Origin of the sequence: Gordonia amicalis NBRC 100051 = JCM 11271, assembly GCF_000332995.1 — a bacterium.
Lineage (GTDB): Bacteria > Actinomycetota > Actinomycetes > Mycobacteriales > Mycobacteriaceae > Gordonia > Gordonia amicalis.
In genome coordinates, this window is sequence record NZ_BANS01000045.1 from 13,894 (window position 1) to 36,950 (window position 23,057).

21 protein-coding genes, 1 pseudogene and 1 riboswitch are annotated in these 23,057 nt (G+C 69.0%); of the genes and pseudogenes, 9 read left to right on the forward strand and 13 right to left on the reverse strand.

The window, feature by feature from the left end; all coding sequences use genetic code 11:
- Nucleotides 1-29: 29 nt before the first annotated feature.
- The 3 genes from GOAMI_RS18970 to GOAMI_RS18980 are packed head-to-tail and all read right to left on the reverse strand — an operon-like array spanning nt 30 to nt 3,113.
- A complete protein-coding gene (locus GOAMI_RS18970) occupies nt 30-935 on the reverse strand; it encodes an alpha/beta hydrolase (protein WP_081598273.1) in 906 nt (301 codons plus the stop codon).
- A gap of 41 nt (nt 936-976) precedes the next feature.
- Nucleotides 977-1,789, reverse strand: a complete 813-nt coding sequence (locus tag GOAMI_RS18975) for a bifunctional allantoicase/(S)-ureidoglycine aminohydrolase (protein ID WP_006438203.1) — start codon at nt 1,787-1,789, stop codon at nt 977-979.
- 49 nt (nt 1,790-1,838) lie between these two features.
- Nucleotides 1,839-3,113, reverse strand: a complete 1,275-nt coding sequence (locus GOAMI_RS18980; protein ID WP_006438204.1) for a DUF6986 family protein — start codon at nt 3,111-3,113, stop codon at nt 1,839-1,841.
- 149 nt (nt 3,114-3,262) lie between these two features.
- Here GOAMI_RS18980 and GOAMI_RS18985 point away from each other — a divergent pair, with 149 nt between their 5' ends.
- Nucleotides 3,263-4,024 (forward strand): IclR family transcriptional regulator, encoded by a 762-nt coding sequence (locus GOAMI_RS18985; protein WP_006438205.1) that lies wholly within the window; start codon nt 3,263-3,265, stop codon nt 4,022-4,024.
- 15 nt (nt 4,025-4,039) lie between these two features.
- Here GOAMI_RS18985 and GOAMI_RS18990 read toward each other — a convergent pair whose 3' ends face one another.
- Nucleotides 4,040-6,451, reverse strand: coding sequence for a protein kinase domain-containing protein (locus tag GOAMI_RS18990; protein ID WP_006438206.1), 2,412 nt, complete (start codon nt 6,449-6,451; stop codon nt 4,040-4,042).
- A gap of 122 nt (nt 6,452-6,573) precedes the next feature.
- Entirely contained in the window at nt 6,574-8,817 is a 2,244-nt protein-coding gene (locus GOAMI_RS18995; protein ID WP_006438207.1) for an RCC1 domain-containing protein, read from the reverse strand.
- A gap of 88 nt (nt 8,818-8,905) precedes the next feature.
- Between GOAMI_RS18995 and GOAMI_RS19000 the strand changes: the two genes are divergently transcribed.
- Genes GOAMI_RS19000 through GOAMI_RS19015 form a run of 4 tightly spaced genes read left to right on the forward strand, consistent with a single transcriptional unit; the run spans nt 8,906 to nt 10,640 of the window.
- Complete coding sequence (locus GOAMI_RS19000; RefSeq protein WP_006438208.1) at nt 8,906-9,136, forward strand: hypothetical protein; 231 nt, start codon at nt 8,906-8,908, stop codon at nt 9,134-9,136.
- A gap of 5 nt (nt 9,137-9,141) precedes the next feature.
- Nucleotides 9,142-9,684 carry a cyclic pyranopterin monophosphate synthase MoaC gene (gene moaC, locus GOAMI_RS19005; protein ID WP_006438209.1) on the forward strand — a complete coding sequence of 181 codons (543 nt, stop codon included), beginning with the start codon at nt 9,142-9,144 and terminating at the stop codon, nt 9,682-9,684.
- Entirely contained in the window at nt 9,677-10,180 is a 504-nt protein-coding gene (locus tag GOAMI_RS19010) for a MogA/MoaB family molybdenum cofactor biosynthesis protein (RefSeq protein ID WP_006438210.1), read from the forward strand. Before moaC ends, GOAMI_RS19010 begins: the two co-directional genes overlap by 8 nt.
- Nucleotides 10,181-10,208: 28 nt before the next feature.
- Entirely contained in the window at nt 10,209-10,640 is a 432-nt protein-coding gene (locus GOAMI_RS19015; protein WP_006438211.1) for a molybdenum cofactor biosynthesis protein MoaE, read from the forward strand.
- A gap of 146 nt (nt 10,641-10,786) precedes the next feature.
- Here GOAMI_RS19015 and GOAMI_RS19020 read toward each other — a convergent pair whose 3' ends face one another.
- From GOAMI_RS19020 to GOAMI_RS19040, 5 genes are all read right to left on the reverse strand, one after another.
- The gene (locus GOAMI_RS19020; protein ID WP_006438212.1) at nt 10,787-11,422 is read right to left on the reverse strand and encodes a transglycosylase family protein; all 636 of its coding nucleotides are present in this window, start codon (nt 11,420-11,422) and stop codon (nt 10,787-10,789) included.
- A 5-nt stretch (nt 11,423-11,427) separates the two neighbouring features.
- A riboswitch (cyclic di-AMP (ydaO/yuaA leader) is annotated at nt 11,428-11,628 on the reverse strand.
- Nucleotides 11,629-11,879: 251 nt separating this feature from the next.
- Entirely contained in the window at nt 11,880-12,128 is a 249-nt protein-coding gene (locus tag GOAMI_RS19025; protein WP_006438213.1) for a hypothetical protein, read from the reverse strand.
- 12 nt (nt 12,129-12,140) lie between these two features.
- The gene (gene moaA / locus GOAMI_RS19030; protein WP_006438214.1) at nt 12,141-13,229 is read right to left on the reverse strand and encodes a GTP 3',8-cyclase MoaA; all 1,089 of its coding nucleotides are present in this window, start codon (nt 13,227-13,229) and stop codon (nt 12,141-12,143) included.
- Between the two features lie 13 nt (nt 13,230-13,242).
- Nucleotides 13,243-13,788: a flavin reductase family protein gene (locus GOAMI_RS19035; protein ID WP_006438215.1), complete on the reverse strand. Its 546-nt coding sequence runs from the start codon at nt 13,786-13,788 to the stop codon at nt 13,243-13,245.
- Nucleotides 13,789-13,793: 5 nt separating this feature from the next.
- Complete coding sequence (locus GOAMI_RS19040) at nt 13,794-14,003, reverse strand: hypothetical protein (RefSeq protein WP_024499892.1); 210 nt, start codon at nt 14,001-14,003, stop codon at nt 13,794-13,796.
- A gap of 238 nt (nt 14,004-14,241) precedes the next feature.
- Between GOAMI_RS19040 and GOAMI_RS19045 the strand changes: the two genes are divergently transcribed.
- Complete coding sequence (locus GOAMI_RS19045; RefSeq protein ID WP_006438218.1) at nt 14,242-14,655, forward strand: cold-shock protein; 414 nt, start codon at nt 14,242-14,244, stop codon at nt 14,653-14,655.
- A gap of 21 nt (nt 14,656-14,676) precedes the next feature.
- Here GOAMI_RS19045 and GOAMI_RS19050 read toward each other — a convergent pair whose 3' ends face one another.
- Nucleotides 14,677-15,210, reverse strand: a complete 534-nt coding sequence (locus GOAMI_RS19050) for a DUF2771 family protein (RefSeq protein WP_006438219.1) — start codon at nt 15,208-15,210, stop codon at nt 14,677-14,679.
- Nucleotides 15,207-17,033 (reverse strand): MFS transporter, encoded by a 1,827-nt coding sequence (locus GOAMI_RS19055; protein ID WP_006438220.1) that lies wholly within the window; start codon nt 17,031-17,033, stop codon nt 15,207-15,209. The genes GOAMI_RS19050 and GOAMI_RS19055 overlap by 4 nt, the downstream gene beginning before the upstream one ends.
- 233 nt (nt 17,034-17,266) lie before the next feature.
- Here GOAMI_RS19055 and GOAMI_RS19060 point away from each other — a divergent pair, with 233 nt between their 5' ends.
- Nucleotides 17,267-18,055, forward strand: coding sequence for a DUF3027 domain-containing protein (locus GOAMI_RS19060; protein ID WP_006438221.1), 789 nt, complete (start codon nt 17,267-17,269; stop codon nt 18,053-18,055).
- Nucleotides 18,056-18,072: 17 nt separating this feature from the next.
- Nucleotides 18,073-20,827, forward strand: a pseudogene (locus tag GOAMI_RS19065) (sacsin N-terminal ATP-binding-like domain-containing protein).
- A 346-nt stretch (nt 20,828-21,173) separates the two neighbouring features.
- On the opposite strand, the gene GOAMI_RS19070 reads toward GOAMI_RS19065, so the two are convergent.
- The gene (locus tag GOAMI_RS19070; protein WP_006438223.1) at nt 21,174-21,752 is read right to left on the reverse strand and encodes a TetR/AcrR family transcriptional regulator; all 579 of its coding nucleotides are present in this window, start codon (nt 21,750-21,752) and stop codon (nt 21,174-21,176) included.
- Nucleotides 21,753-21,863: 111 nt separating this feature from the next.
- On the opposite strand from GOAMI_RS19070, the gene GOAMI_RS19075 reads away from it, so the two are divergent.
- Nucleotides 21,864-23,003, forward strand: a complete 1,140-nt coding sequence (locus tag GOAMI_RS19075) for an acyl-CoA dehydrogenase family protein (protein WP_006438224.1) — start codon at nt 21,864-21,866, stop codon at nt 23,001-23,003.
- Nucleotides 23,004-23,057: the final 54 nt, after the last annotated feature.

Below are 23,057 nucleotides of genomic sequence, written 5' to 3' on the forward strand. Positions count from 1 at the left end.
CAGGCGTGCACCCAAATGCGCCACCGCAGTCATCCCGGGTTCACGGGGACGTGTCGGCTGAGGAAATCGAGCTGGTCGGAGACGTTGCGCTCGAAGTCGTCGCCGACGTAGATGTCGAAGTGGCCGGCGTCGTAGAGCTTGATCTCGCTGCGTGGCGCCTGGGCTGCGTACCTCAGGGTCGGTCGAGGCGGCGCCACGCTGTCGCGCTCGCAGATGGCGAAGAAGATCGGGCAGGTCACGTTGCGTGCCTGCCGGCCCGGGAAGTGGCGCACGATGTCGAGACCGAACCGTGCGGCCACCTCCTCGGGAATGTCGCTGCCCTCCGGGATGAGCGCGGTGATGCCGGCGATGCTGTCCGGGGTGGACATCAGCGACGTCGATCCGGGCGGACCGTAGGTCGGGATCATGACCGGAGGCCGGCCGAACCTGGCCCCGATGGCATCGCGTAGAGCGCGGCCGGTGATCTTGATCGAGCTCAGTGTCGGGATCGCCCACGCAGAGGCGATGCCGTCGGTGAACGGGCATTGCGCGATCACGGCGGCGACACGAGTGTCGCGAGCGGCGGTGATGATCACGTGGCCGCCGGCGAAGGATGTTCCCCACAACACGACTCGGTCGGGGTCGACGCCGTCGAGGGTGCGCGCGTACGCGACGGCCGATTCCCAGTCCTGCAGTTGCTCGTTGATGTCGAGCAGTTGGCGTGGCTCGCCCGAACTCCCACCGAAATGGCGGTAGTCGAAGACCAGGCATGCGTAGTCCATCGCGGTGAAGCGGTCGGCGAAGGCGTCGAGGCGCATCTCCTTGACGCCGCCCAGCCCGTGAGCCATCACGATGACCGGCCGTGATGTGCCCTCCTGCCGGGGCGGGGTCGGCTGATAGAGCCATGCCGCGCAGAAGCCTTCACCGGAAGGGACGTGGATGTCGGTTCGGGTCATGATCGAGAGTGTATGGAACACGTCTCGCCGGAGTGCCTGTGTCAGAGCACGATCTGCCGATTCACGTCCTTGTAGAGCAGGTACCGGAAATTCGACGGTCCACCGGCGTAGCAGGCCTGCGGGCAGAAGGCGCGCAGCGACATGTAGTCCCCGGCCTGCACCTCGACCCAGTCCTCGTTGAGGCGGTAGACGGCCTTGCCCTCCAGGACGTACAGCCCGTGCTCCATCACGTGGGTCTCGGCGAACGGGATCGACCCGCCCGGCTTGAAGGTGACGACGTTGACGTGCATGTCGTACGCGAGATCCTGTGGATCCAGCATCCGCGTGGTGCTCCACGCGTCGGTGTCGGGCATGGGGGAGGGCTCGATGTCGCGTTCGTTGCCGAACTTCGGCGCCGGCGTGTGACCCGCAATCGGCTGGTAGCGCTTGCGGATCCAGTGGAAGGACGTGGGGGCGTCGCCGGCGTTGTGCGCCGACCACTCGGTGCCCGCCGGCAGGAAGCCGAAACCGCCCTCGGTCAGTACGTGCTCCTCACCCGCGACCGTGACGGTCAGCGCGCCGGCGGTGACGAAGAGAAATCCCTCGACCTCCGGCTGTGGTTCCGGCGCCGGCGATCCGCCACCGGGGGCGACCTCGACAATCGCCTGGGAGAAGGTCTGCGCGCCACCGGGAACCGGGCTGTTGATCACCCAGGCGCGGGTGTCGGTCCACTCGGGGAAGACCGACGTGACGATGTCGCGGAGCACGCCACGCGGGATCACCGTGTAGGCCTCGGTGACCACCGCGCGGTCGGAGAGCAGATCGGTCTGCGGCGGAAGTCCGCCGGCGGGTGTGTAGTACGGCGACGCGGTCATCGAGAAATCCTTCGAGTCGGAAATGGTCATGGTGGGCTTGGGGTTCGGTTCAGGCACCCGAGACCGGTGGTCGGTGCAGGGCGAGGTCGCGAACCTTCGAGATGGGCAGGTCGGTCGCGGACTCGACCTCGTCGACGGTCAACGCACCGCACACCTCGCCGCGCCGGATGAAGCCGGCGAGCGCGCGAGCCGTCGCCGGTTCGTCGAGCACCGACGAGGAGATCTGGTGCGCGTAGTTGCGTAACCGCGTTGCGGCGGAATCGAATCCGTCGCGGTAGAAGGCATACGTCGCCAGGAACCTGGTGACCAGCTGGGCCGGATGGAGATCCCAGCCCTGGTAGATACCGCGCTCGAGGTGACGGCGGACCAGACGTGAGTGCAACGCCCAGCCGGCCTCGACGGTCTCGCGGTCGCCGACCGGGAGGATGTTCGTCGATCCGTCCGACAGGCGCACACCGGTGCCGGCCGCGGCGAGCTGCATGACGGCCTTCGCGTGGTCGGCCGCCGGATGTTCCATCGACTGATAGGCGGCGGCGATACCGAGGGACGCCGAATAGTCGTAGGTCCCGTAGTGCAGCGAAGTCACCCGACCATTGCCGGCGTGGATCATCTTGGCGACGGCGGCCGTGCCGTCGACCCCCATGACCGCCTGCGGGGTCTCCACCTGGATCTCGAACCCGATGCGTCCGTGGGGGAGCCCGTGGACCCGTTCGAGCTCGTGGGCGACGGTCACCATCGCGGCCACCTGGTCGACCGAGGTGACTTTCGGCAGGGTCAGCGTCAACCCGGCGGGTAGGTCGCCCGTCTCTGCCAAGCCGGAGACGAACAGGTCGAGGGTGCGCAGTCCGCGGGCCCGGACGTCGGCCTCGAAGCACTTGAAACGGATGCCGATGAACGGCGGGGAGGTGGCGCCGGCGTCGCGGACTGCCGCGACGGCAGCCGCCACGGCCTCGTCCTCCTCGTCATCGGAGCGGACGCCGTAGCCGTCCTCGAAGTCGATGCGCAGATCCTCGATCGGCTCGGTACGCAGCTTGTTCTCCACGAGGTCCGCGAGTTCGGTTGCGGCCGAGTCGGTCCCGGCGTCGGTCGCGCGGGCGATCGCCGCGAGTCCGCCGTGATCTGCGGCGGTGTTCAGTGCCGCACGTCCCCACTCCTGCGAGAGGTCCGCTGAGAAGCGGTCGGCAGGGACGTAAACCGTGTGGACCGGCTGACGGCTTCCGTCCTCGCCCGGATACCGGTCGGACAGCAGAGCGTCCGCGGGGGCGAGGGCTGCCTCGACCTGGGCGAGAAAGGCCGCACCGAGGCGACCGGACTGCACGCTCATGAAGACCCTTCGTCGATTCGATGGAAAAGTAATTCCGCAGAGTGGAGTTTAGCTGAATATCTCCACGTCGGCAGCTTCATGTTCGCGTGGACTCTGATTGTGGTTTCACATGATGGAACGTAAAGTTGCGCCGGACTACGGAGGTGGCGATGGCGGGGAACTCGGGCGGTGTCCAGTCGGTCGAGCGCGCGTTCGAGCTGCTCGAACTCATCGGACGCGCCGGCGGCGAGTGTTCCCTGAGCCATCTGTCGGCAGAGTCGCCGCTGCCGCCGCCGACCATCCACCGGCTGCTGCGGACCCTCGTCGGCATCGGATACGTCCGGCAACTGCCCAATCGCTCGTATGCTCTGGGTCCCCGGCTCATCCGACTCGGTGAGGTGGCCAACCGCCAGCTCGGGGCAGTGGCCGCACCCGTGCTCACGTCCCTGGTCGCCGAGCTGAGCGAGACCGCGAGCCTCGCCGTACTCGACGGCGACATGGTCATCTACGTCGCCCAGGTCCCGTCACCGCACAGCATGCGCACCAACAACGAGGTCGGGCGTCGGGTGACGATGCACAACACCGCCGTCGGCAAGGCGGTCCTCGCCGAACTCGACGACGCACGAATCCTGAAACACGTCACCCAGGCCGGTCTCACCGCCGCCACCGAGCGGAGCATCACGTCGTTGTCCGGCGTGTTCGCCGCTGTCGAGCAGGTGCGGGCGGAGGGCGTCGCCACCGACGAACAGGAGTACGAGGTCGGGGTCTGCGGCATCGCCGTCGCGGTGCCCGGTGCCCCGACACCCATGGCGGTCGGCATCTCCGGGCCGGTCGCCCGATTCGACGAGGACCTGCGCGCCCGCGCGGTCGGGGCCCTTCGAGCGGCGGCCGGGATCATCTCCGAGGCGCTCATCGGCGCGCGGGAGTCGTAGACCAGGCGCTCCGCCTCAGATCGTCAGCTTCGTCGGCGTCGTGCGATTGGCCGATTCGCCGCTCGAGCCGTCACCGATCTGCCCGTCGTTGTTGAAGCCCCAGCACCAGACCGAACCGGAAGCCATCGCGCACGACGTACCGTTGCCGGTCGAGATCGAGGTGACATCCGTCAGACTGCTGACCTCGCGGGGGATCTTCACCGAGCCTCCGCCGGAGCCGAGCTGGCTGCGGTCGTCGTCGCCCCAGCAGTACGCCTTCTTGTCGGCGACCGCGCAGGTGGTTCCCCAGTCGGTGGAGATGGCCGACGCCTTGGAGATGCCGTTCACCTTGGTCGGTGTGTTCCGCGGTTCGGCGGTGCCGTTGCCGATCTGTCCGTAGGCGTTCGCGCCCCAGCAGTACGCATCTCCGCCGCCGGCGATCGCACACGCCGTCTGGTAGTAGGTGCTGGTGTTGGTGCTCGGGTCGTTGTCGTCGTCGGGATCGGACTCGTGGTAGCCGCCGAGGGTGATGTCGGCGACGTCGCTCAGGCCGCCGATCTTCACCGGCGCCGACCGCTCGGTGGTGCTGCCGTCGCCGATCTGCCCGTTGTCGTTGTTGCCCCAGCAGAACGCCGACCCGTCGGACACGGCACAGGTGGTGCCGTAGGCGGTGGTGATGTCGGTGACGACGCCGAGGCCGGGGACCTTGGTGGGGACCGAGACGGGGTCGGTGCCGCCGGTGCCCAGCTGGCCGTACTCGTTGTTGCCCCAGCAGTAGGCGTCGGTGCCCGCGACCGCGCAGCTGGTGCCCCAGCCGGTGCTGACCGCCTTGACGTCGGAGATCGTGCCGATCTTCGTCGCGGCGTCGACCGTGTTGCCGTCGGAGTCGTTGCCGACCTCGCCGTAGTGGTTGTTGCCCCAGCACCACGCCGCGCCGGCGGCGACCGCACAGGCCGTGCCCACGTACTTGTTGTCGCCGGTGAGGTAGCCGCCGACGGAGACCGATGTCGCGTCGGTGACCCCGCCGACCGTGGCCGGCCGACTGTGCGGAGTGGTCGTCCCGTCGCCGAGCTGTCCGGTGGTGTTGTCGCCCCAGCAGTTCACGGCGCCGTTGACGATCGCGCAGCTGGTGCCGAAGTTGGTGCTCACCAACGGTTGTGCCACGGTGGCCTTCTCCGGGTCGTCGACGGTGCTGCCGAGGAGGACCAGGCCGGCGATCGCACCGATGACAACCACCAGCACGGCGCCGAGGACGCCGGCGATGATCAAGCCGGTGCGCTTCTTCTTCGGCGGGGTGGCTGGTGCGCCCGGGTATCCCGCCTGCGCGGCGGCCGGCGGCTGCGTGCCGTAAAGCGGCTGCGGCCCAGACATGTTCGGCCCAGACATATTCGGCCCAGACATATTCGACCCGGAGATGTTCGGGCCGGCCATGCCGGGACCGGAGGGATGGTTCATCAACGGCTGTGGACCCGACGGTCCGGTCATCGTCGGCTGCGGCGGCGGGGTGTACTGGCCGTAGGTCTGGCCGTACGGTTGCTGCGGTGCCGACGGTGCGCCGGTGCTGCCGCCGACGAGGGTCGGCGGGGGAACCGCTGCGGCCGCGATCGTATTGCCCTGCGCCGCAGGTGCTTCGATCGCCGATGTCAGTGCGGCGGCGAAGCTGCGGCAGTCGGGATACCGGGCCGCCGGGTCCTTGGCGAGTGCACGCTGGAAGACCGGGTCGAGCTGTGCGAGGTCGCCGCGTAGCTGGCCGATGTGGGGGACCGGGCGCTGGATGTGGCCGAGCATCACCGACGGCGAGGACTGGCCGACGAACGGCGGCTGCCCGGCGAGGAGGGCGTAGGCGGTGCAGGCCAGCGAGTACTGGTCGGAACGTGCTGTGGCGTCGGCACCTTCGAGGGTTTCCGGTGCCGAGAACGCGACGGTCCCGATGAACGAGTGGGTGCCGGTGAGGTTGGCCGAGCCGGCGAGCTTGGCGATACCGAAGTCGAGCACGAGTGCACGATCGATCTGGCCGGTCGCGGGGTCGCGGGTCACGAGGATGTTGGCGGGCTTGATGTCCCGGTGCACCACCTGGTGCCGGTGGGCGTAGTCGAGGGCGTCGGCGACCTGGGTGACGACCGTCGAGACCTCGGCCGGCTTCAACCGCTCCTCGGTGAGGTCCTTCCCCTCCACGTAGCTCATCGAGAACCACGGCGAACCGTCCTCGATGCCGTACTGGTGGATCGTGATGATGCTGCGGTGGTCGAGCTTCGCGGTGGTACGTGCCTCGTTGGTGAAGCGCTGGTTGAACCCGGGCTGCGCACTGACCGCCGTCGAGATGACCTTCAACGCCTCCCGCCGCTCGAGTTGCAGGTTCTCGACGAGATACACCTCGCCCATGCCACCGGCACCGAGCTGGGAGATCACGCGGTAGCCGGCGATGTGGGTGCCCGGACTCAACGGCACGGCGACACCTCTTTCTGACGATGAACTCGGACTCCTGGCGGACGTACGCTGGGACGATACCGAAGGCACCTCCGTCTGGGGCACCCTTCAACCGGATGACCCCCGGCTGTACGCGACCGTGCCTAGTACGCGACCTGAGTGGGTGTCAGGCGGTCGTCGGTGTTGCCGACGCCGAGCTGACCGGTCGCGTTGAAACCCCAGCAATAGACATACGACGACGCGAGGGCGCACGTCGTTCGTTCGCCCGCCGAGATCGCGGTGACATCGGACAATCCGTTGAGCCGGGTGGGATTCGGACGGTCGGTGAGGGTGCCGTAGCCGACCGATCCCCAGGCGTTGGCGCCCCAGCAGTAGCCGGCGGCGCCGGCGATCGCACAGGTCGTGTGCCCCGTTCCGGTGCTGATGCCGGTCACGCCGTCGACGCCGGACACCTGCGTCGCGGTGGTGCGCGACTCCTTCGTGCCGTCGCCCAGCTGCCCGAAAGCGTTGTTGCCCCAGCAATATGCGCTGCCGCCGGCGATGGCGCAGGCGGCCTGGGCGCCGGCCGACACCGACGTCGCGGCGTCGAGGTCGGCCACCCGGGTGGGCTTCGACTGGTTGTAGGTGGTGCCGTCGCCGACCTGACCGTTGTCGTTGAGGCCCCAGCAGTAGGCGTCGCCGCCCGCGACCGCGCACGTGAAGTTGACGCCGACACTGATCGAGGTCACGTCCTCGAGTCCGGCGACGCGCACCGGGCGGTACTGGTTGGCCGTCGAACCGTCACCCAATTGGTCGAAATCGTTGGTGCCCCAACAGTAGGCGAGTCCCGCGGAGATCGCGCAGGTCGCCCAGTTGGCGGTCGAGATCGCGGTGACGTCGGTGAGATCGGCCACCCGCGTGGGCTTCCACCGACTGGTCGTGGTGCCGTCACCGATCTGCCCGTAGTCGTTGTTGCCCCAGCAGTAGGCGACGCCGGCGGCGATCGCGCAGCTGTCGGGACCGCCGGTGGTGATGGAGGTGACGCCGGACAGGTCGGCGACGCGCGTGGGTTTCCAGCGGTTGGTCGTGGTGCCGTCGCCGAGCTGCCCGGCCTGGTTGTCGCCCCAGCAGTAGGCGGTGCCGTCGCGGATCGAACAGGTGGTGCCCAGGCCCGCGCTGAGCGGGACCTCGGACGCCTCGGCGGCCTGCGGGCCCGACGCAGCGCCGCCGTCGTCATCACCACCTTGGGTGACCAGTGCGACGGCCGCGACCGCCGCCAGCACCGCGACGATCGCAGCCGCACCGGCGATCCACGGCCATCGGCGTCGACGACCCGGCGGCGCGGCCTGCGTGGGGGCCGAGTGCGCGGGGAGCGGGGGAGTGAAGCCGGGCGACGACCGGTGCTGTGTCTCGGAAGGAGGCTGCCGCCCGGACGGGCTCTGCGCGTACAGCGGGGGACTCTGTTGGGGCGGACTCTGCTGGGACGGACCCGGATACCGCGGCTGCTGGGCGGGCGGCGGCAAGGTCTCCGGTGCCAGTGGCGGGACGAAGTGAGTCGCCGAGGTGCCGGATCGGGCGTCGGGTCCCGACCGGCCGAGCGCCGCACGCAGGTCCGCGGCGAAATCGCGGCACGTGGGGTAGCGGTCCAGCGGGCCGCGGGCCAGGGCACGGTCGAAGACCGGGTCGAGCGCGGCGAGGTCGGGGCGATACCGGCTGATCCGTTCCGGCGGCGACGTCAGCTTCGCGACGATGTGCCGGGTCTGGGTGTCGGCGTCGAACGGGGTGGTTCCGGAGAGCAGCTCGTAGGCGGTGCAGGCGAGCGCGTACTGATCCGACGCCGGGCCCGCGGGCTTGCCGTCGAGGATCTCCGGGGCCGCATAGACCAGCGTGCCGACGAACGACGACGGTGCGGTCAGCGTGGTGGCGGTGGCGAGTTTCGCGATCCCGAAGTCGAGGACGACCACCCGGTCGAGGGCGCCGTCCATCGCCCGCCTGGTGACGAGGATGTTGCCCGGCTTGATGTCGCGGTGCACGACGCCGTGCGCGTGGGCGTAATCGAGGGCGTCGGCGACGCGGTCGACGACCGTGAGGATCTCGTCGGGCCGGAACGAACTACGACGCAGGTCCTGTCCGTCGAGGTAGGTCATCGTGAACCACGGGTCGTCGTCGGTGACGCCGTAGTGATAGATGGTGACGATGTTGGGGTGGTCGAGGGCAGCAGCGGTCTGGGCCTCCCGGCTGAACCGACGGACGAACTCCTCGTCGACGGTCTCGGCGATCGAGATGACCTTGAGCGCCTCACGCCGCCGCAGTTGGGGGTTCTCCACCAGGTAGACGGTCCCCATGCCGCCCGTGCCCAGGCGGCTGATCACCCGGTAGCCGGCGACCTGTTCAGGGTGGTGGGCCATCAGCGCCTCCTGGTGGCGTGACCGGTGATGCGACGACGATAGCCCCGCTCCGGCCGCCATGCCCCGGACACGGCACTTCTTCATTCGAATGGCGTGGCACAATGCTCCCGTGGCAAACAACAGTGGTGAGAAGGCCGGCAAGAAGCGCTACGTCGACAACGGCTGGCCCCAGGATGACAACGGTGACGCCGCCGACCATGCGGTCTCCGAACTCGCGACGCACATCTCGGGTGCACTGTCCCCGTTCGGTGAAGTCGAGTTCCCGCTCCCGGTCGACGATCTGCCCTTCGTGCAGTCGAAGACGGTCGTCAACCGCTGATACCGATGCCGACCACCGGAGATGACAGCGGCGGGTCGGTCTTTTCGGGTGAGGGTGCCGACGCCGGTCGCCTGACGCACATCGACGACGCCGGGACGGCGCGCATGGTCGACGTGGGACACAAGGCCCCGACGAAGCGTCGTGCGATCGCCGGCGGCACCTTTCACACCACGGCCGAGGTGATCGGCCTGCTCAGTGAGTCGAAGCTGCCCAAGGGCGATGTTCTCGCGACCGCGCGCATCGCCGGGATCATGGCGGCCAAACGCACCGACGAGCTGATCCCGCTCTGCCATCAGCTGGCGTTGTCGTCGGTGGAGGTCGACTTCACCATCGGCACCGACTCCATCGACGTGACCGCGACCGTCGCCACGTCCGGCCAGACGGGCGTCGAGATGGAGGCACTGACCGCGGTGGCCGTCACCGGGTTGACGCTGCACGACATGGTCAAGGCCGTGGACAAGCGGGCGCGCATGGACGGGATCCGCCTGCTCGAGAAGACCGGCGGGAAATCCGGCGACTGGTACCGGGACGACCCGGCCGATGGCTGAGAACACGCCGCCCGACCCCGCACGACGACGCGTCGCGCAGATCGTCGTCGCGTCGACGCGCGCGAGTACCGGGATCTACCCGGACCGCACCGGTCCGATCATCGAGGGCTGGCTCGTCGAGCAGGGTTTCCGCGTCGCCGAACGCGATGTGGTGGCCGACGGGCCGCCGGTGGGCGCCGCGATCCGCGCCGCCGTGTACGCCGGCGTCGACCTCGTGATCACCACCGGCGGAACAGGTCTCTCACCCACCGACCGCACCCCCGAGGAGACGCGACCGCTGCTCGACGTCGAGATCCCCGGCCTGGCCGATGCCATCCGTGCGGCCGGACTGCCCGAGGTCCCGACCGCCGTGCTCTCACGCGGCCTCGCCGGCGTCGCCGGGACGACACTGGTGGTGAACCTGCCCGGCTCGACCGGGGGCGTGCGGGACGGCCTGACCGTCCTCACGGACGTAGTGCACCACGCACTCGATCAGATCCGCGGCGGGGATCACTGATCGTCCCGCGACAGGACAGGATTCGCGAATGACCGTAGTCGTACACACCGCGGTGTCGGAGGAGCCGATCGGGCTCGCCGACCACGAGGCGATGGTCGCCGACGCCGCCGACGGGAAGGCCGGCGCGATCGTCGGCTTCGTGGGCGCGGTCCGCGACCACGACGGCGGCCGGAACGTCGCCGCTCTCGACTATTCCGCCCATCCGACGGCGTCCAGGGTGCTGACCGAGGTCGTCGAGGAGGTCTCGTCGGTCGACGGTGTGCGCGCGGTCGCGGTCTCGCACCGCGTCGGAGAACTCGAGATCGGGGATGTCGCCTTCGTGGTGACCGTGGCCGCCGACCATCGTCGCGCCGCATTCGAGACGTGCGCGCGGCTCGTCGACGAGGTGAAGGCGCGTCTGCCGGTCTGGAAGCACCAGTACTACGACGACGGCACCGAGGAGTGGATCAACTCGGCGTAGCCCTTCGAGGCTCGTCGCTATCGCTCCTCGCACCTCAGGGAGCGTGAAGAATTGGAAAAGGGCCCCGCACGGATCGCTCATCGTGCGGGGCCCTTCGTCTGTGGCCCTCTGCGGTGCTCCGGATCGGTGTCCGGGCTACCTGCAGATCAGGGGTTGGGCAGCAGGTGCTTGTTGTCGTTGAACAGCTTGATCTGTTCGGGACTCAGCGAGACGCCGCTGCTCTTGGCGGCGTTCCAGAGGTTCTTGACCTCGGGGCTCACACCGGAGTCGGTGAGGGCCGAGGTGACCTGGTTGGCGACGTCGTCGGTGGTCTTGGCCTCAGGGGCCTTGACGAGGCTGAAGCTGCCGTTGCCGTCCTGGAGCTGCTCGACGATCGGGGCCGGGACATCGCTCGGCGCGGTGCGCGGGGTGTGACCCGAGAGGCCGACGCCGCAGGTGGGCCATGCGCCCTTGCCCTGCGAAGCGAGCACGCGCTCGGCGACGACGATCTGCTCCTCGCGGGTGGCCTGCTCGGCGGTCGGGGCGAACTCGCCGCCGCCGTGGCCGCTCCAGGTGCTCGGCGAGAACTGCAGGCCGCCGTGGTAGCCGTTGCCGGTGTTGATGGCCCAGTTACCGCCGGACTCACACTGGGCGACCTTGTTCCATTCGGCGTCGGTCGCGGCATTCGCGGTACCGGTGCCCATGAGGGCGGCTCCGCCACCGAGGACGGCGCCGGTGAGGGCGACCTTGGTGATGGTCTTGGTGGTCGAGCTGGTCGTCTGCTTGCGGTGACGTCCGGTCATAGATCGATTCCTCTCTCCACGCGCCTACGAAGTCAGCTGTCGGGTTCGAGCGAGAGGTTGCTCGGCCCCAGTGCGTCCCCGTGAATGTTAATCACGGTTCTGCGCCTGGGACTTAACCCCGAGGACACCTGGTGTGGTGCCCGGTCTCAGGGGATGAGGTTGGGTCCCCCGTCCTCGCTCCTAGATTCGTTCGGTCGTTCCCACCGGCGGAGCGAGGCTCGGCGCGGCCGGCAGGACGTATGTTCTGTTTCCTTACCGTGACCTTCGAGAAGGTCGCTTCGTACAGTACGTCGTTCGATGGAGTGATTCACCTGCTAGTTCGCAACGGATTTTCGCGCCAGATCCTGGTCTCCCGATCCACTTTCGGCGTCATCCCAGTTCATCGGGCCGGATGCGCTCCCGTGGCCTACTCGTTATCACTCCGTTATGTGATAAAGGTCACATGCCGGAAGTGGTATCAACCACCGGCAAACGGCGGGAGGACGTCCAGTGTCGAGCAGATGCCGAGCGGCTGTGAACGGTCAGTCAGCGCGATCTCGTCGCGGAGGTAGGAGCAACGCTCGAGAACCGTCGCCAATCCGGGGTTGCCGGCGGACAGCGTCGACTCGAGATCTCCGAGGGCGATCGCCGGGTCGATGTCGACGACCCGTGACTCGGTGCCGGCGGCGGCGCGCGCGGCGGCGAAGAAGCGGACGGTGAGGTTCATCGGAACCCGAGCCTATCCACCGATGGCGGACATGGGCCGCGACGGCTGCTGGAAGCCGGCGGCGTTCACCTCGTGCCCGGACGCCTTCTGCCACATGTCGGTGCGCCACAGCGCCGCCACGGCCGCGTCGACCTCGTCGTCGGGCAGCGTTCGCAGGGTGGTGCGCAGATCTGTTTCCGACGACGCGAACAGGCAGTTGCGCAGCGAGCCGTCGGCGGTCAGCCGGGTGCGGTCGCAGTCGCCGCAGAACGGGCGGGTGACCGACGCGATCACCCCGACCTTTGCCGGGCCCCGGGGCGTCCGATGGCCGTCGACGAGCCACGTGGCCGCCGGCGCGCTGCCGCGCGGTGCCGGATCGGGCAGCAGGGTGAACCGTGTGCGCAGGGTCGCCAGGATCTCGTCGGCGGTCACCATCCGGGATCGCTGCCAGGCGTGATCGGCGTCGAGTGGCATCTGTTCGATGATGCGCAGCTCGTAGCCGTGCTCCAGGCAGTAGGCGAGGAGATCCGGTACGGCGTCGAGGTCGGCGCGGTCGGGGATCACGGCGTTGACCTTGACGGGGTCGAGTCCCGCGCGTCTGGCGGCCGCCAGACCCGTCAGCACGTCGTCGAGCCGGTCGCGTCGGGTGATCTCGGCGAATCGTTCCCGGTCGACGGTGTCGAGGGAGATGTTGATGCGGTTGAGGCCGGCCGCCACGAGCCCGTCGATCCGCCGGGAGAGTCCGAGACCGTTGGTGGTCATCGCGATCTCCGGGCGTTGCGGCAGTGCGGAGACGGCGCCGATGATCTGCTCGAGGTCGCCCCGCAGCAGCGGCTCGCCGCCGGTGAACCGGATGCGTTCGATCCCCAGGTCGCGGACCGCGACGGTCAGCACCCGGATCAGCTCGTCGGCGCTCAGCACCGCCTCGGTCGGCATCCAGTCGAGGCCCTCGGCGGGCATGCAATAGGTACAGCGCAGGTTGCACCGGTCGGTCACCGAGACGCGAAGGTCCTTCGCCACCCGCCCGAACGTGTCACGCAGGGGGCCCTGCGTGGGAGCGTCGGCGGGTGCCGCGGCCGAGTGCGGCCGTGGCATCGGAATCCCGAGGCCGACCGTGCTCATGCTGACCTGCGGATCACGTGGCGTTCGGACCCTTGCGGGCTTCGAGAGCGCGGAAGGTGCTGGCGTGGAACACGAGTGGCTCGACACCGGGATCGGCACGCAGGGTGTTGATCTCCAGCAGCACCACGGTGTGGTCGCCCGCCTGGATCTCGTTGTGGATGCTGCACGACAGGTGGGCGGCCGCATCGGGGACGAACACCGCCCCGGCGTCGGTGCTCAGCGGTGTGATGCCGTCGAACCGGCGCTCCGCCGGACCGGCGAGCTGCTTGCAGACGTCGGTCTGGTCGCCCGCGAAGACACTGACCCCGATGGCCGGCGCGGTACGGATCTGCGGCCACGTCGTCGACGTGTTCTGGACGCACACCGACACCAGCGGCGGGTCGAGGGAGACGGTCGTGAAGGAACTCGCCGCCATTCCGATCAGTGTGGTCGAATCTCCCTCACCCCGTAGGCAACACACCGCCACGACGCCGCTCGGGAAGCAGCTGAACGCCTCCCGGAGGGCCTTGGCGTCGGAGACGGGGGCAAGGTCTGGAGTGGTGTCGATGGTCGCTGTCACGGTCCTCACCTGGCTCGGCGTCCGGCACGGAGTGCGTACACCAGGCCGAGGAGAAAACCCAGAGGTGCGCACATGGTCAGCAGGTAGACGAAGGTCGGGGCGGTGTCGCCGTCGGTGAGGAGCGGGGTCACGAACAGCGCCACGAGAGCGATGAGTCCGATCGCGAAGATCACCATGGCCACCTGCAGCAACCGTGGGGACGTCGTCTTCTGCATGCCATCCACGGTAGTGCACTCGTCGGCACGACGACGCCGAGTGATGGGTGGAACGGGGTGCGCGGAGGTAATGGTGTGACCGGCGGTGGGGTGTTGGCTACCATGGGGCAGCAGGCGCCTTGCATCCGTCTGGGCCCTTACGGACTTCCCGGGGGGCTGTAGAGATGGGTCACGGCGTCTTTTGTTGTGACAGGCAGATCTTTGACGAGATCACGACGTACAGATGAGGGTGAGCACAGTGCCGACCGGCAAGGTGAAGTGGTACGACGCGGACAAGGGCTTCGGCTTCCTCGCGCAGGAGGACGGCGAGGACGTCTATGTCCGTGCGTCTGCCCTGCCCGACGGGGTGGAGGCCCTCAAACCCGGGCAGCGCGTGGAGTTCGGCATGGCCGCCGGTCGCCGCGGGCCGCAGGCGCTGAGCGTCAAGGTCCTCGAACCCGCGCCGAGCGTGTCCAAGAACGTGCGCGAGGCCGCTCGTAAGGACGTCAAGCGGCACACCCCCGACGAACTTCACGGCATGGTCGCAGATCTGATCACCCTGCTCGAGGGCAAGGTGCAGCCGGACCTGCGCAAGGGGCGCTACCCCGACCGCAAGACCGCGCAGCGGATCTCCGAGGTCGTGCGCGCGGTGGCCCGCGAACTCGAGCACTGAGTTCGACGGGCCGCGCGTTCGTCAGCCGAGGTACTTCTGGAATTCCTGCGGTGCGGTCTCTGCTGCCAGCACACCGCGCGGGATGATCTCGTCGTTCTGCGTCAGCCTGGCCGACGCCGGGTAGACGGTGATCCCCAGCAGGACGTACTCCGGTGCTGTCTTCAACGTGACCGTGTAGGTCTCGCCCGACGCCTGGGGTTGCTCGTCTTCTACGAGTCCCTTCGGCGTCCAGTAGACGGCGGCCAGGTTCCACGGACCCTGCGCGATGTCACCGGAGACCGACAGCATCACCGTGTCGCCGACCGCCACCGGAACCCGGGGCGCCTCGCGCTGCGACGTGCCGAGCGGCGGGTCGCATTCGTCGAGCATCAGGTCGCACCAGCGCACCGGTTCGACGGTGTAGAGGTTCTTCCCGACGGCGATGTGAAGGTAGGGCTTGTCGTCGTGCGTGGAGTTGCGGGTCAACAGGAACACCGAGGTGCCGACCACCGCGACGAACGCGACCACCACGATCGCGATGATCGCGAGTGCCTTCTTCTCTCCACTGGTGATCACTGTCTGCGATGTCCTGTCTGGTCGGGGGCCTGGCGGTCACCGTGGGGCCGGTCACCGGAGTTCGGGAAGGGTGCCGTCGACGGCATCCGCGTGGTGGACGGCCGCTGGGTGTGCGGCCGCGTCGGCGCCGATCCCGGGCTGGTCCGGCGGGACTGCGCGGCGTCGTCCGCGCCGGCGGCCCGGAACGCGACGGTCGGTGCGGCATGGTCGGGGCGTCGACCACCCAGACCGGGCACCAGCGACGAGCCGCGGGTCGTCAGCACCGTCTGGAGCAGGCCGAGGCCGAGCAGCACCGAGACGACGGTGAAGCCGATCCACAGCGTCGGGGGCAGCAGCACACCCAGCGACGCGCCGAACACCCACGACAGCTGTAGAACCGTCTCGGAGCGGCCGAACGCCGATGCGCGCGACTCGTCGGGCAGGTCGTCCTGGATCGACGAGTCGAGGCACACCTTGCCGATCGCACTGGTGCCCGAGGCGACGAGCGCGGCGACAGCGGCCGCGGCGATGTTGCCGAAGACGGCCGCGAGGACCGCGACGACGAAGCAGGCGGCGGTCGACCACACGATGATGTTCGGCGGATTCTTCAGTTCCAGCCTGGTGCCGACGCCGTTGCCGACCATGTTGCCCACGCCTGCCGCGGCACCGACCGCGCCGAGCAGCAGCAACTGCGTCCAGTCCGACGCATCGCCCTGCTGGGACTTGGCGTAGAACGCCACGAACAGCGTCAGGAAGCCGGTGAGGATCCGGATGGTGCCGTTGCCCCAGAGGCCGGCCACGACGGTGCGGCCCAGCGGCTGACGCATCTTGGCGGCCAGCATCTTCGCACCCTCGCGAGCGCTGGTCGGCTCGTGTTCGGGCGCGCTCGAACGGGCCGGTTCACCGTGATAGGTCAGGGTCGTGGGGATCTCGCCCTCGGTCGACTCGACCCACGACGGGATGCGCATGCACAGGTACGCCCCGGCCGCGGCGACGATCGCCAGCCACACCATGGCTCCCGGCAGATGCAGCGGCAGCAGTTTGCCGAGCAGCATCTCGACGAGCGCGGCGAACGCACCGCCGACGATCGTGCCGCCGATCAGTCCGAACGTGGTCAGGCGGGAGTTGACGCGCGGCAGGTCGATGGTCGGCGGCACCACGCGCGGGGTGACCGCCGATTTGAGCACGCCGAAGGACTTCGACAGGACCAGCAACCCCAGAGCGCAGGGATAGAGCACCCACGGGTCGTATTCGAGTTGCTGGGTGACGTCGTTCCACTGGACGTTGGTCATGATCAGCAGGGCCAACACGACGCGCAGGCCGAAGGTCGTGGCCATCGCGATGCGACGTCCGCGCTGGAGCCGGTCGAGCAGCGGACCGATCAGGGGGGCGATGAGCGCGAACGGGGCGATCGTCAGCGCCAGATACAGCGCGACGTTGGTCTTGGATTCACCCGATGCGGCGGCGAAGAACAGGGTGTTGGCCAGCGCGACGGCCATCGCGGCGTCGGCGGCGAAGTTCGCGATCACCGGGAGGGTGAGCGCGGTGAGGCCGGACTGGTCGGCTCCGTCGGCGGTCGCGGCCCGATGGATCTTGCCGATGCCCTTGCTCGTCAGCTCGCGGCTGCGCATTGCGGCGACGCGCATCACGGTGAGCTTCTCGGGCGTTCGGGGCCCGTGCTCGGTGGGCATCGCGCGGGTCGCCGACTCGTCGTGGAACGGCTGACCTCGATCGTCGAGCGGCGGTAGATGCGGATTGTGTGTGGGCGGGGGCAGGTAGGCGTTGCGCCCGGGGCCCGGGCCGGGCGGCGGTCCCCAGCCGGGTGCCGGCCGGCGTGCCCTCATCTGGCGGGTCTCGTCGGCCGGGTAGTTCGCCGACCCGGGGTGCTGCGCGGCACGTCGGCCGCGATCATCGGTCGGCGGTTGAGGCTGGCTCGCCGGACCCCTGGGGGCCCCGCGCCCATCGTCGTGTCGGGAACTCCGTGGGATCACGAACACGATTGTTCCTCATATCGTGCCGGTGCCGCTTGAAGCGGGTCGTTGTGTGGCACACGTCGGCGATATTGCACACTGGAACCGTGACTGACGTAAGTGAGGGCGGACGACTGCTGGCTGCCGTCGACATCGCACGAGCCGCGCTGGTCGACGACGGACAGCAGCCCGGGGCACATCGGCGCAGCGTGGCCGAGGGAGAGTGGGCTGCCGCACACTATTTCGACGCCGAGCTCGCAGGCTACCGCGGCTGGCAGTGGTGTGTCGTGCTGGCCGGCTCGCCGGGCAGCGACGCGATCACCCTCAGTGAGGTCGTGCTGCTGCCGGGCGACGGTTCGCTCCTTGCGCCTCCGTGGGTGCCGTGGGCCGAGCGCGTCGCCTCCGGCGATCTCGCGCCCGGCGATCTGCTGGCCGCCGAGCCCGACGACCCGCGTCTGGTGCCCAATCAGATCGACACCGGCGACGAGTTCCGCTTCGACTCCGAATCCGAGGACCCTGACGACATCGGCCAGGTGGCCGGCGAGATCGGCCTCGGCCGCCGCCGGCTGCTGAGCTACGACGGCCGCGCCGACGCCGCGCAGCGCTGGTACGACGGCGACTTCGGTCCGTCGTCGGAGATGGCGCAGGCGGCCCCGTTCTCGTGCTGCACCTGTGGTTTCTACGTGCCGCTCGCGGGCGCGTTGCGCGCCGGGTTCGGTGCCTGCACCAACGAGTACGCGGCCGATGGTCGGGTGGTCTCCGCCGAGTACGGCTGCGGCGCACACTCCGACGTCCAGGCCCCGAAGGGTGACGGTTCACCCGCGTACGACGCCTACGACGACGGTGCCCTCGAGATCATCTCGATCACCCGGGACGCCGAACCGGCGAACTCCTGAGCGACACGCCCTCACCCATGAGCGCCGATCCGTTCGGCACCGCCGCGCTGCGGTCGTCGACGCTCGACGGGTGGGTGGCCTCGCCGACACGCCTCGCCGAGGATGCCGCCGCCGAAGCTGATCTGGTGACGGTCGGATACCGCGACCGTCTGCTCACCGAACTGGCGGCCAACGCCGCCGACGCCGCGGCTGCGGCGGGGATTGCCGGCGAGCTCTCGATCTGGGTGGATGGTGACGAGCTGCATGTCGCGAACACCGGTGAGCCACTGACTGTCGAGGGCGTCCGGTCGCTCGCCGCGCTGCGGGTGTCGGCGAAGACACCCACCGGCGGTCAGATCGGACGGTTCGGCGTCGGATTCACCGCCACCGCAACGGTCGCGGACCGTGTCGAGGTCCGCTCGCGCACCGGATCGATCGTCTTCGACCGTGCCCAGACCGTGGAAGCCGTTCGGGAAGCCGGGCTTTCGGTTGACACCGTTCCGGTCCTGCGGCTCGTGTGGCCGTCGAAGGTCGAACCCGCGGAGGGTTTCGACACCGAGGTGGTCCTGAGCCTGCGTGAGCCCTCCGGTCCGCTGATCGAGGCGATGCTGGCCCAGGCCCCCGATCTCGTGGTCGAACTTGCTGCACTGCAACGGATCACCGTCGGCGGTGTGGAGATCGAGGCCGAGCGGTCCGCCGGGCCAGAGGTCGACGACGACGAGGCCTCGTCGGCGATCGTCACGGTGTCCGTGAGCGGCGCCGGGTCGTCGTCGACGCAGCGCTGGCTGGAGGTCACGCGTGGCGGTACACGCTGGCTCGTCGATGCCGACGGTGGTCGCACACCCGATCACGATGTCCTGCGCGCACCCACGCCCACCGACATCGAACTGAGCCTGCCGTGTCGGTGTATCACCGACCTCGCGCTCACCCCGGACCGTCGGCACCTGCACCCCCGGGCCGAGATCCGTGACGCCGCAGCCGGTTACGTCGACCTGCTGCTACTCCTCGACCCGGTGCGTCGACTGCAACTCGTCCCGGAACTGCACCTCGCCCGGAATCGCGACGACGTCAGGCTGATCGAGGCGGTGCGTGAGCAGCTCCGCGACACGGCGTGGTTGCCGGGTGCCGACGGCGAGGCGTTGTTGCCGTCGCGTTCCGTCGTCCTCATCGGGCTCACCGATCGCCTGGCCGAGATCCTCGCTGAACACTTCGCCGACCTCGTGCATCCCGACATCTCTTTCGCGCAACACCTTCCGACGATGGGTCGGCTGGGGGTCGAGGAGTTGGGGCTGGCGGCGCTGGCCGAGCGACTTGGCGGACTGCAGCATGAACCGTCCTGGTGGCACGACCTGTACGAGGCGCTCGCGCCGCTCGTGTCCACGGGACGCGAGGTCGAGGAACTGGGCGCGCTGCCGATTCCGCGGTCGGACGGCCGGATGTCGGTCGGGGTTCGCGGCCTGTTCGTCAGCGATCGCATCGCGACCCCGATGCGGTGGATTCCCACCGTCCACCCCGACGCCCGCCACTCGCTGCTGGAACGTCTGGGCGTGCAGGAACTTTCCGTCACCGATGCGCTGGCCGACCCGGCACTGCGGGTGCTGATCGAGGACTTCGACCCCGAGAGTGCCGGTGACGACGGGTTGGCCGCCGAGATCTGTGCGGTACTGCGCGCCGACCCGGACGCGGCGGTACCGACGTGGCTGGCCACGCTGCCGCTGCTCGACACGGACGGCGAACTCCGTCCCGCCGATGAACTCCTGCTTCCCGACAGTCCGCTCCTCTCGGTCCTCGTCGACGATCATCCGTTCGGCGTCGTCGACGACGAGGTCGTCTCCGAGTGTGGCGCAGGCGAACTGCGACGCCTGGGCGTCGGCTGGGGTTTCCTCACGGTCGACGACGAGCTGCCGGTCGCTCCCGACCACGACCTCCCCGACGAGGAGGACTGGTGGGACACGCTGCCCGACGCGCCCGAAAGGCTCGCCGCGGTACGCGATCTCGACCTGATCGACGACCGGTCCTGGTCCGAGGCGCTGACCATGATGGCGACCGACGAGGACATCGCGCCGCTGCTCGCCGACCGGGACGGGTACACCTCCTGGTGGTTGCGTCGGCACGCCGAGGTCGACGGGTTGCTGCTGGGGGAGTACCGCGCACCGTCGGACGAGATCCTCGCCGGGATCATCGACCCCCTCGACCATCCGCACGCCGACGCGCTGGTCGGTGCGCTCGCACGCCTGGAACCCGACACCGCCGTCGATGCCGACCTCCTGCTGACCCGCCTCGGCGATCCGGAGCGGGACATCTCCGCCGGTGCCGCGGTGATGGTGCACGCCGCCGTGGTCGCGGCGTGCCGTCGCGGCGTCATCGATCCCGCGGATGTCGAGGTGCCCGAACGGGTTCGGACGATCGCCGGCATCGTCACCGAACGCGCGGTCGTCGTCGACCAGCCGTGGTTCCTGCAGGCCGTGCCGGACCCTGGAGGCGGCTCTCGCCGGACCGACGATCACTCCCGCCGACGCCGAGGTCCTGGCGACGCTGCTCGACCTGCCGCTCGGTTCCGAGGAGTACACCGCGACCGTCCGCGACCCCGGCGACACCGCGACCTGGGCCCACCCCGAGGCGGTGCGTTTCGGTGCCGAACGCGGGGTCGAGGTGCCGCGTGGCCAGGTGCGGTTGCATGACGAGTTGTGGATCTCGTTGCGCTCTGCGGATTCCCGGCGGGACATCCGCGTGCGATGGTGGGTCGAGGACGGGGTGACGCACCTCGAGCTCCGCGCCACCTCCACGTCCTGAAGGCGGACTGACTTCGATCAGGATTCAGTCTGCGAGCGGCGCAATCAGATTCGCTTCCTGATACGCAACCCGCCCTGCGGTGCGAGAAGCGACAGCGACGAGCCTCGAAGGGCTGTGACGCGGCCTCGCGACGCAATCTCTGGTGCAACGGCGCGCGAATGCGCGGCGGGCTGGGTTCTGGTGAATATCTCGTCCCCATGAGCACCGTCCGAGGGCAATCTGCCCTTGAGTACTCATGAGGTGGACGCGATCTTCTGCCGTGCAACGACATTGCCGGTCCGGCGGTCGCCGGCGGTCGACTGGGGAGGCAACGGACGCTCGGACCGGACGGTCGCTGTAGCTGTACCTACCCCGCGTCGATCCCCGCGGTGAGGATGCTCGCGAGCTGGCGGTATGCGGCGGCGTCGTCGAGGCCGGTGGCGGCCCAGACCTCGCGGCGCTGGATGCGACTCATCATCGAGGCGGCGAGGTCGGCGGCGAAGGCGGCGTCGATGTTGCGGAAGTCGCCCGCGGCGACACCGTCGGCGATCAGCTTCTGTACCCGGGTCGCGGCCGCGGCGGTGTTGAGTTCGTAGAGCGAGCGGGTCGGGGTGAAGGCGTCGAGGTCGCGCATGAACGCCTCCGACGCCGGTGACAGCGCCTCACCGACGGCGACCAGGTATGCGATGACCCGCTCGCGTGGGCTGTTCGACGCCGCGACCCTCGCCTCGACCTGCTCGGTCGCGGTACGGAAGAAGTGGGTGACGGTTGCCGTGACCAGCTGTTCCTTGCTCGCCGCGAGGGTGTAGAGCGTCGACTTGGAGCACCGGAGCTCGGCGGCGATGTCGGCGATGGACAGGTGGGCGAAACCGTCGCGCAGGATCAGCTCGAGCAGGGCGTCGAACAGGGCGGCACGACGCCGCGTCGCGAACCCCTCGCGTGGCATACGACTCCTCCTCCCGACTGCGTCGGCTGTACCTGCCGCTCCCGGAATAGTACTGTGCAAAGGACTGGAGTACTAGTTTGATTACCTGAGCTCTCTGACATGGAGGTACCGATGCCGGTCGACCGTCTGCTCCCCAACGACGAGGCTCGCGACCTGATCGCGCTGGTCCGCGACATCGCCGACAAGCGGATGAAGCCGATCGTCGACCAGCACGAGAAGGATCGGCAGTATCCGGAGGGGCTGTTCGCCGAACTGGGCGAGGCCGGCCTCCTCGGACTGCCGTACCCGACCGAGTGGGACGGCGGCGGTCAACCGTACGAGGTCTACCTGCAGGTGCTCGAAGAACTCGGCGCGCGCTGGGCGTCGGTCGCGGTGGCCGTCAGCGTCCACGGCCTCGCGTGCCATCCGCTGTTCAACTTCGGTACCGAGGATCAGAAGCAGCGCTGGCTCCCGGATCTGTTGAACGGCAAGCTGATCGGCGCCTACAGCCTGAGTGAGCCGCAGGCCGGGTCCGACGCCGCGGCGCTCGCGTGCCGCGCCACCCCCGCCGAGGGTGGTTACACGATGACCGGCTCCAAGGCATGGATCACCCACGGCGGTATCGCCGACGTCTACAACGTCTTCGCGCGGACCGGCGAAGGATCGAAGGGCATCTCCTGCCTCTTCGTCGCCCGCGACACCGAGGGTCTGACCTTCGGCAAGCCCGAGGACAAGATGGGTCTGCACGCGGTCCCGACCACCGGGGCGTCGTACGACAACGCGTTCATCGACGAGGATCGTCGTCTCGGTGCCGAGGGACAGGGTCTGCAGATCGCGTTCTCCGCGTTGGACTCCGGGCGGCTCGGCATCGCGGCGGTGGCGACCGGGCTGGCGCAGGCCGCTCTCGACGCGGCGGTCGACTACGCGCAGGAGCGAGCCGCGTTCGGCCGCAAGATCATCGACCATCAGGGTTTGTCGTTCGTGCTGGCCGACATGGCCGCCGCCGTCGATTCGGCGCGTGCCACCTACCTCGATGCGGCGCGTCGTCGTGATGCGGGAATGGAGTACTCGCGGGCGGCGGCCACCGCGAAGCTCGTCGCGACCGACGCCGCCATGAAGGTCACCACCGATGCGGTGCAGGTCTTCGGCGGCTACGGCTACACCCGCGACTTCCCGGTCGAGCGCTACATGCGCGAGGCGAAGATCACGCAGATCTTCGAGGGCACCAACCAGATCCAGCGTCTCGTGATCGGGCGTGCGCTCGCGAAGTGACGTCTCGGCGAACCCCGACGCCGGTTGAGCCGACACCGAGCGGACCCACCCCCG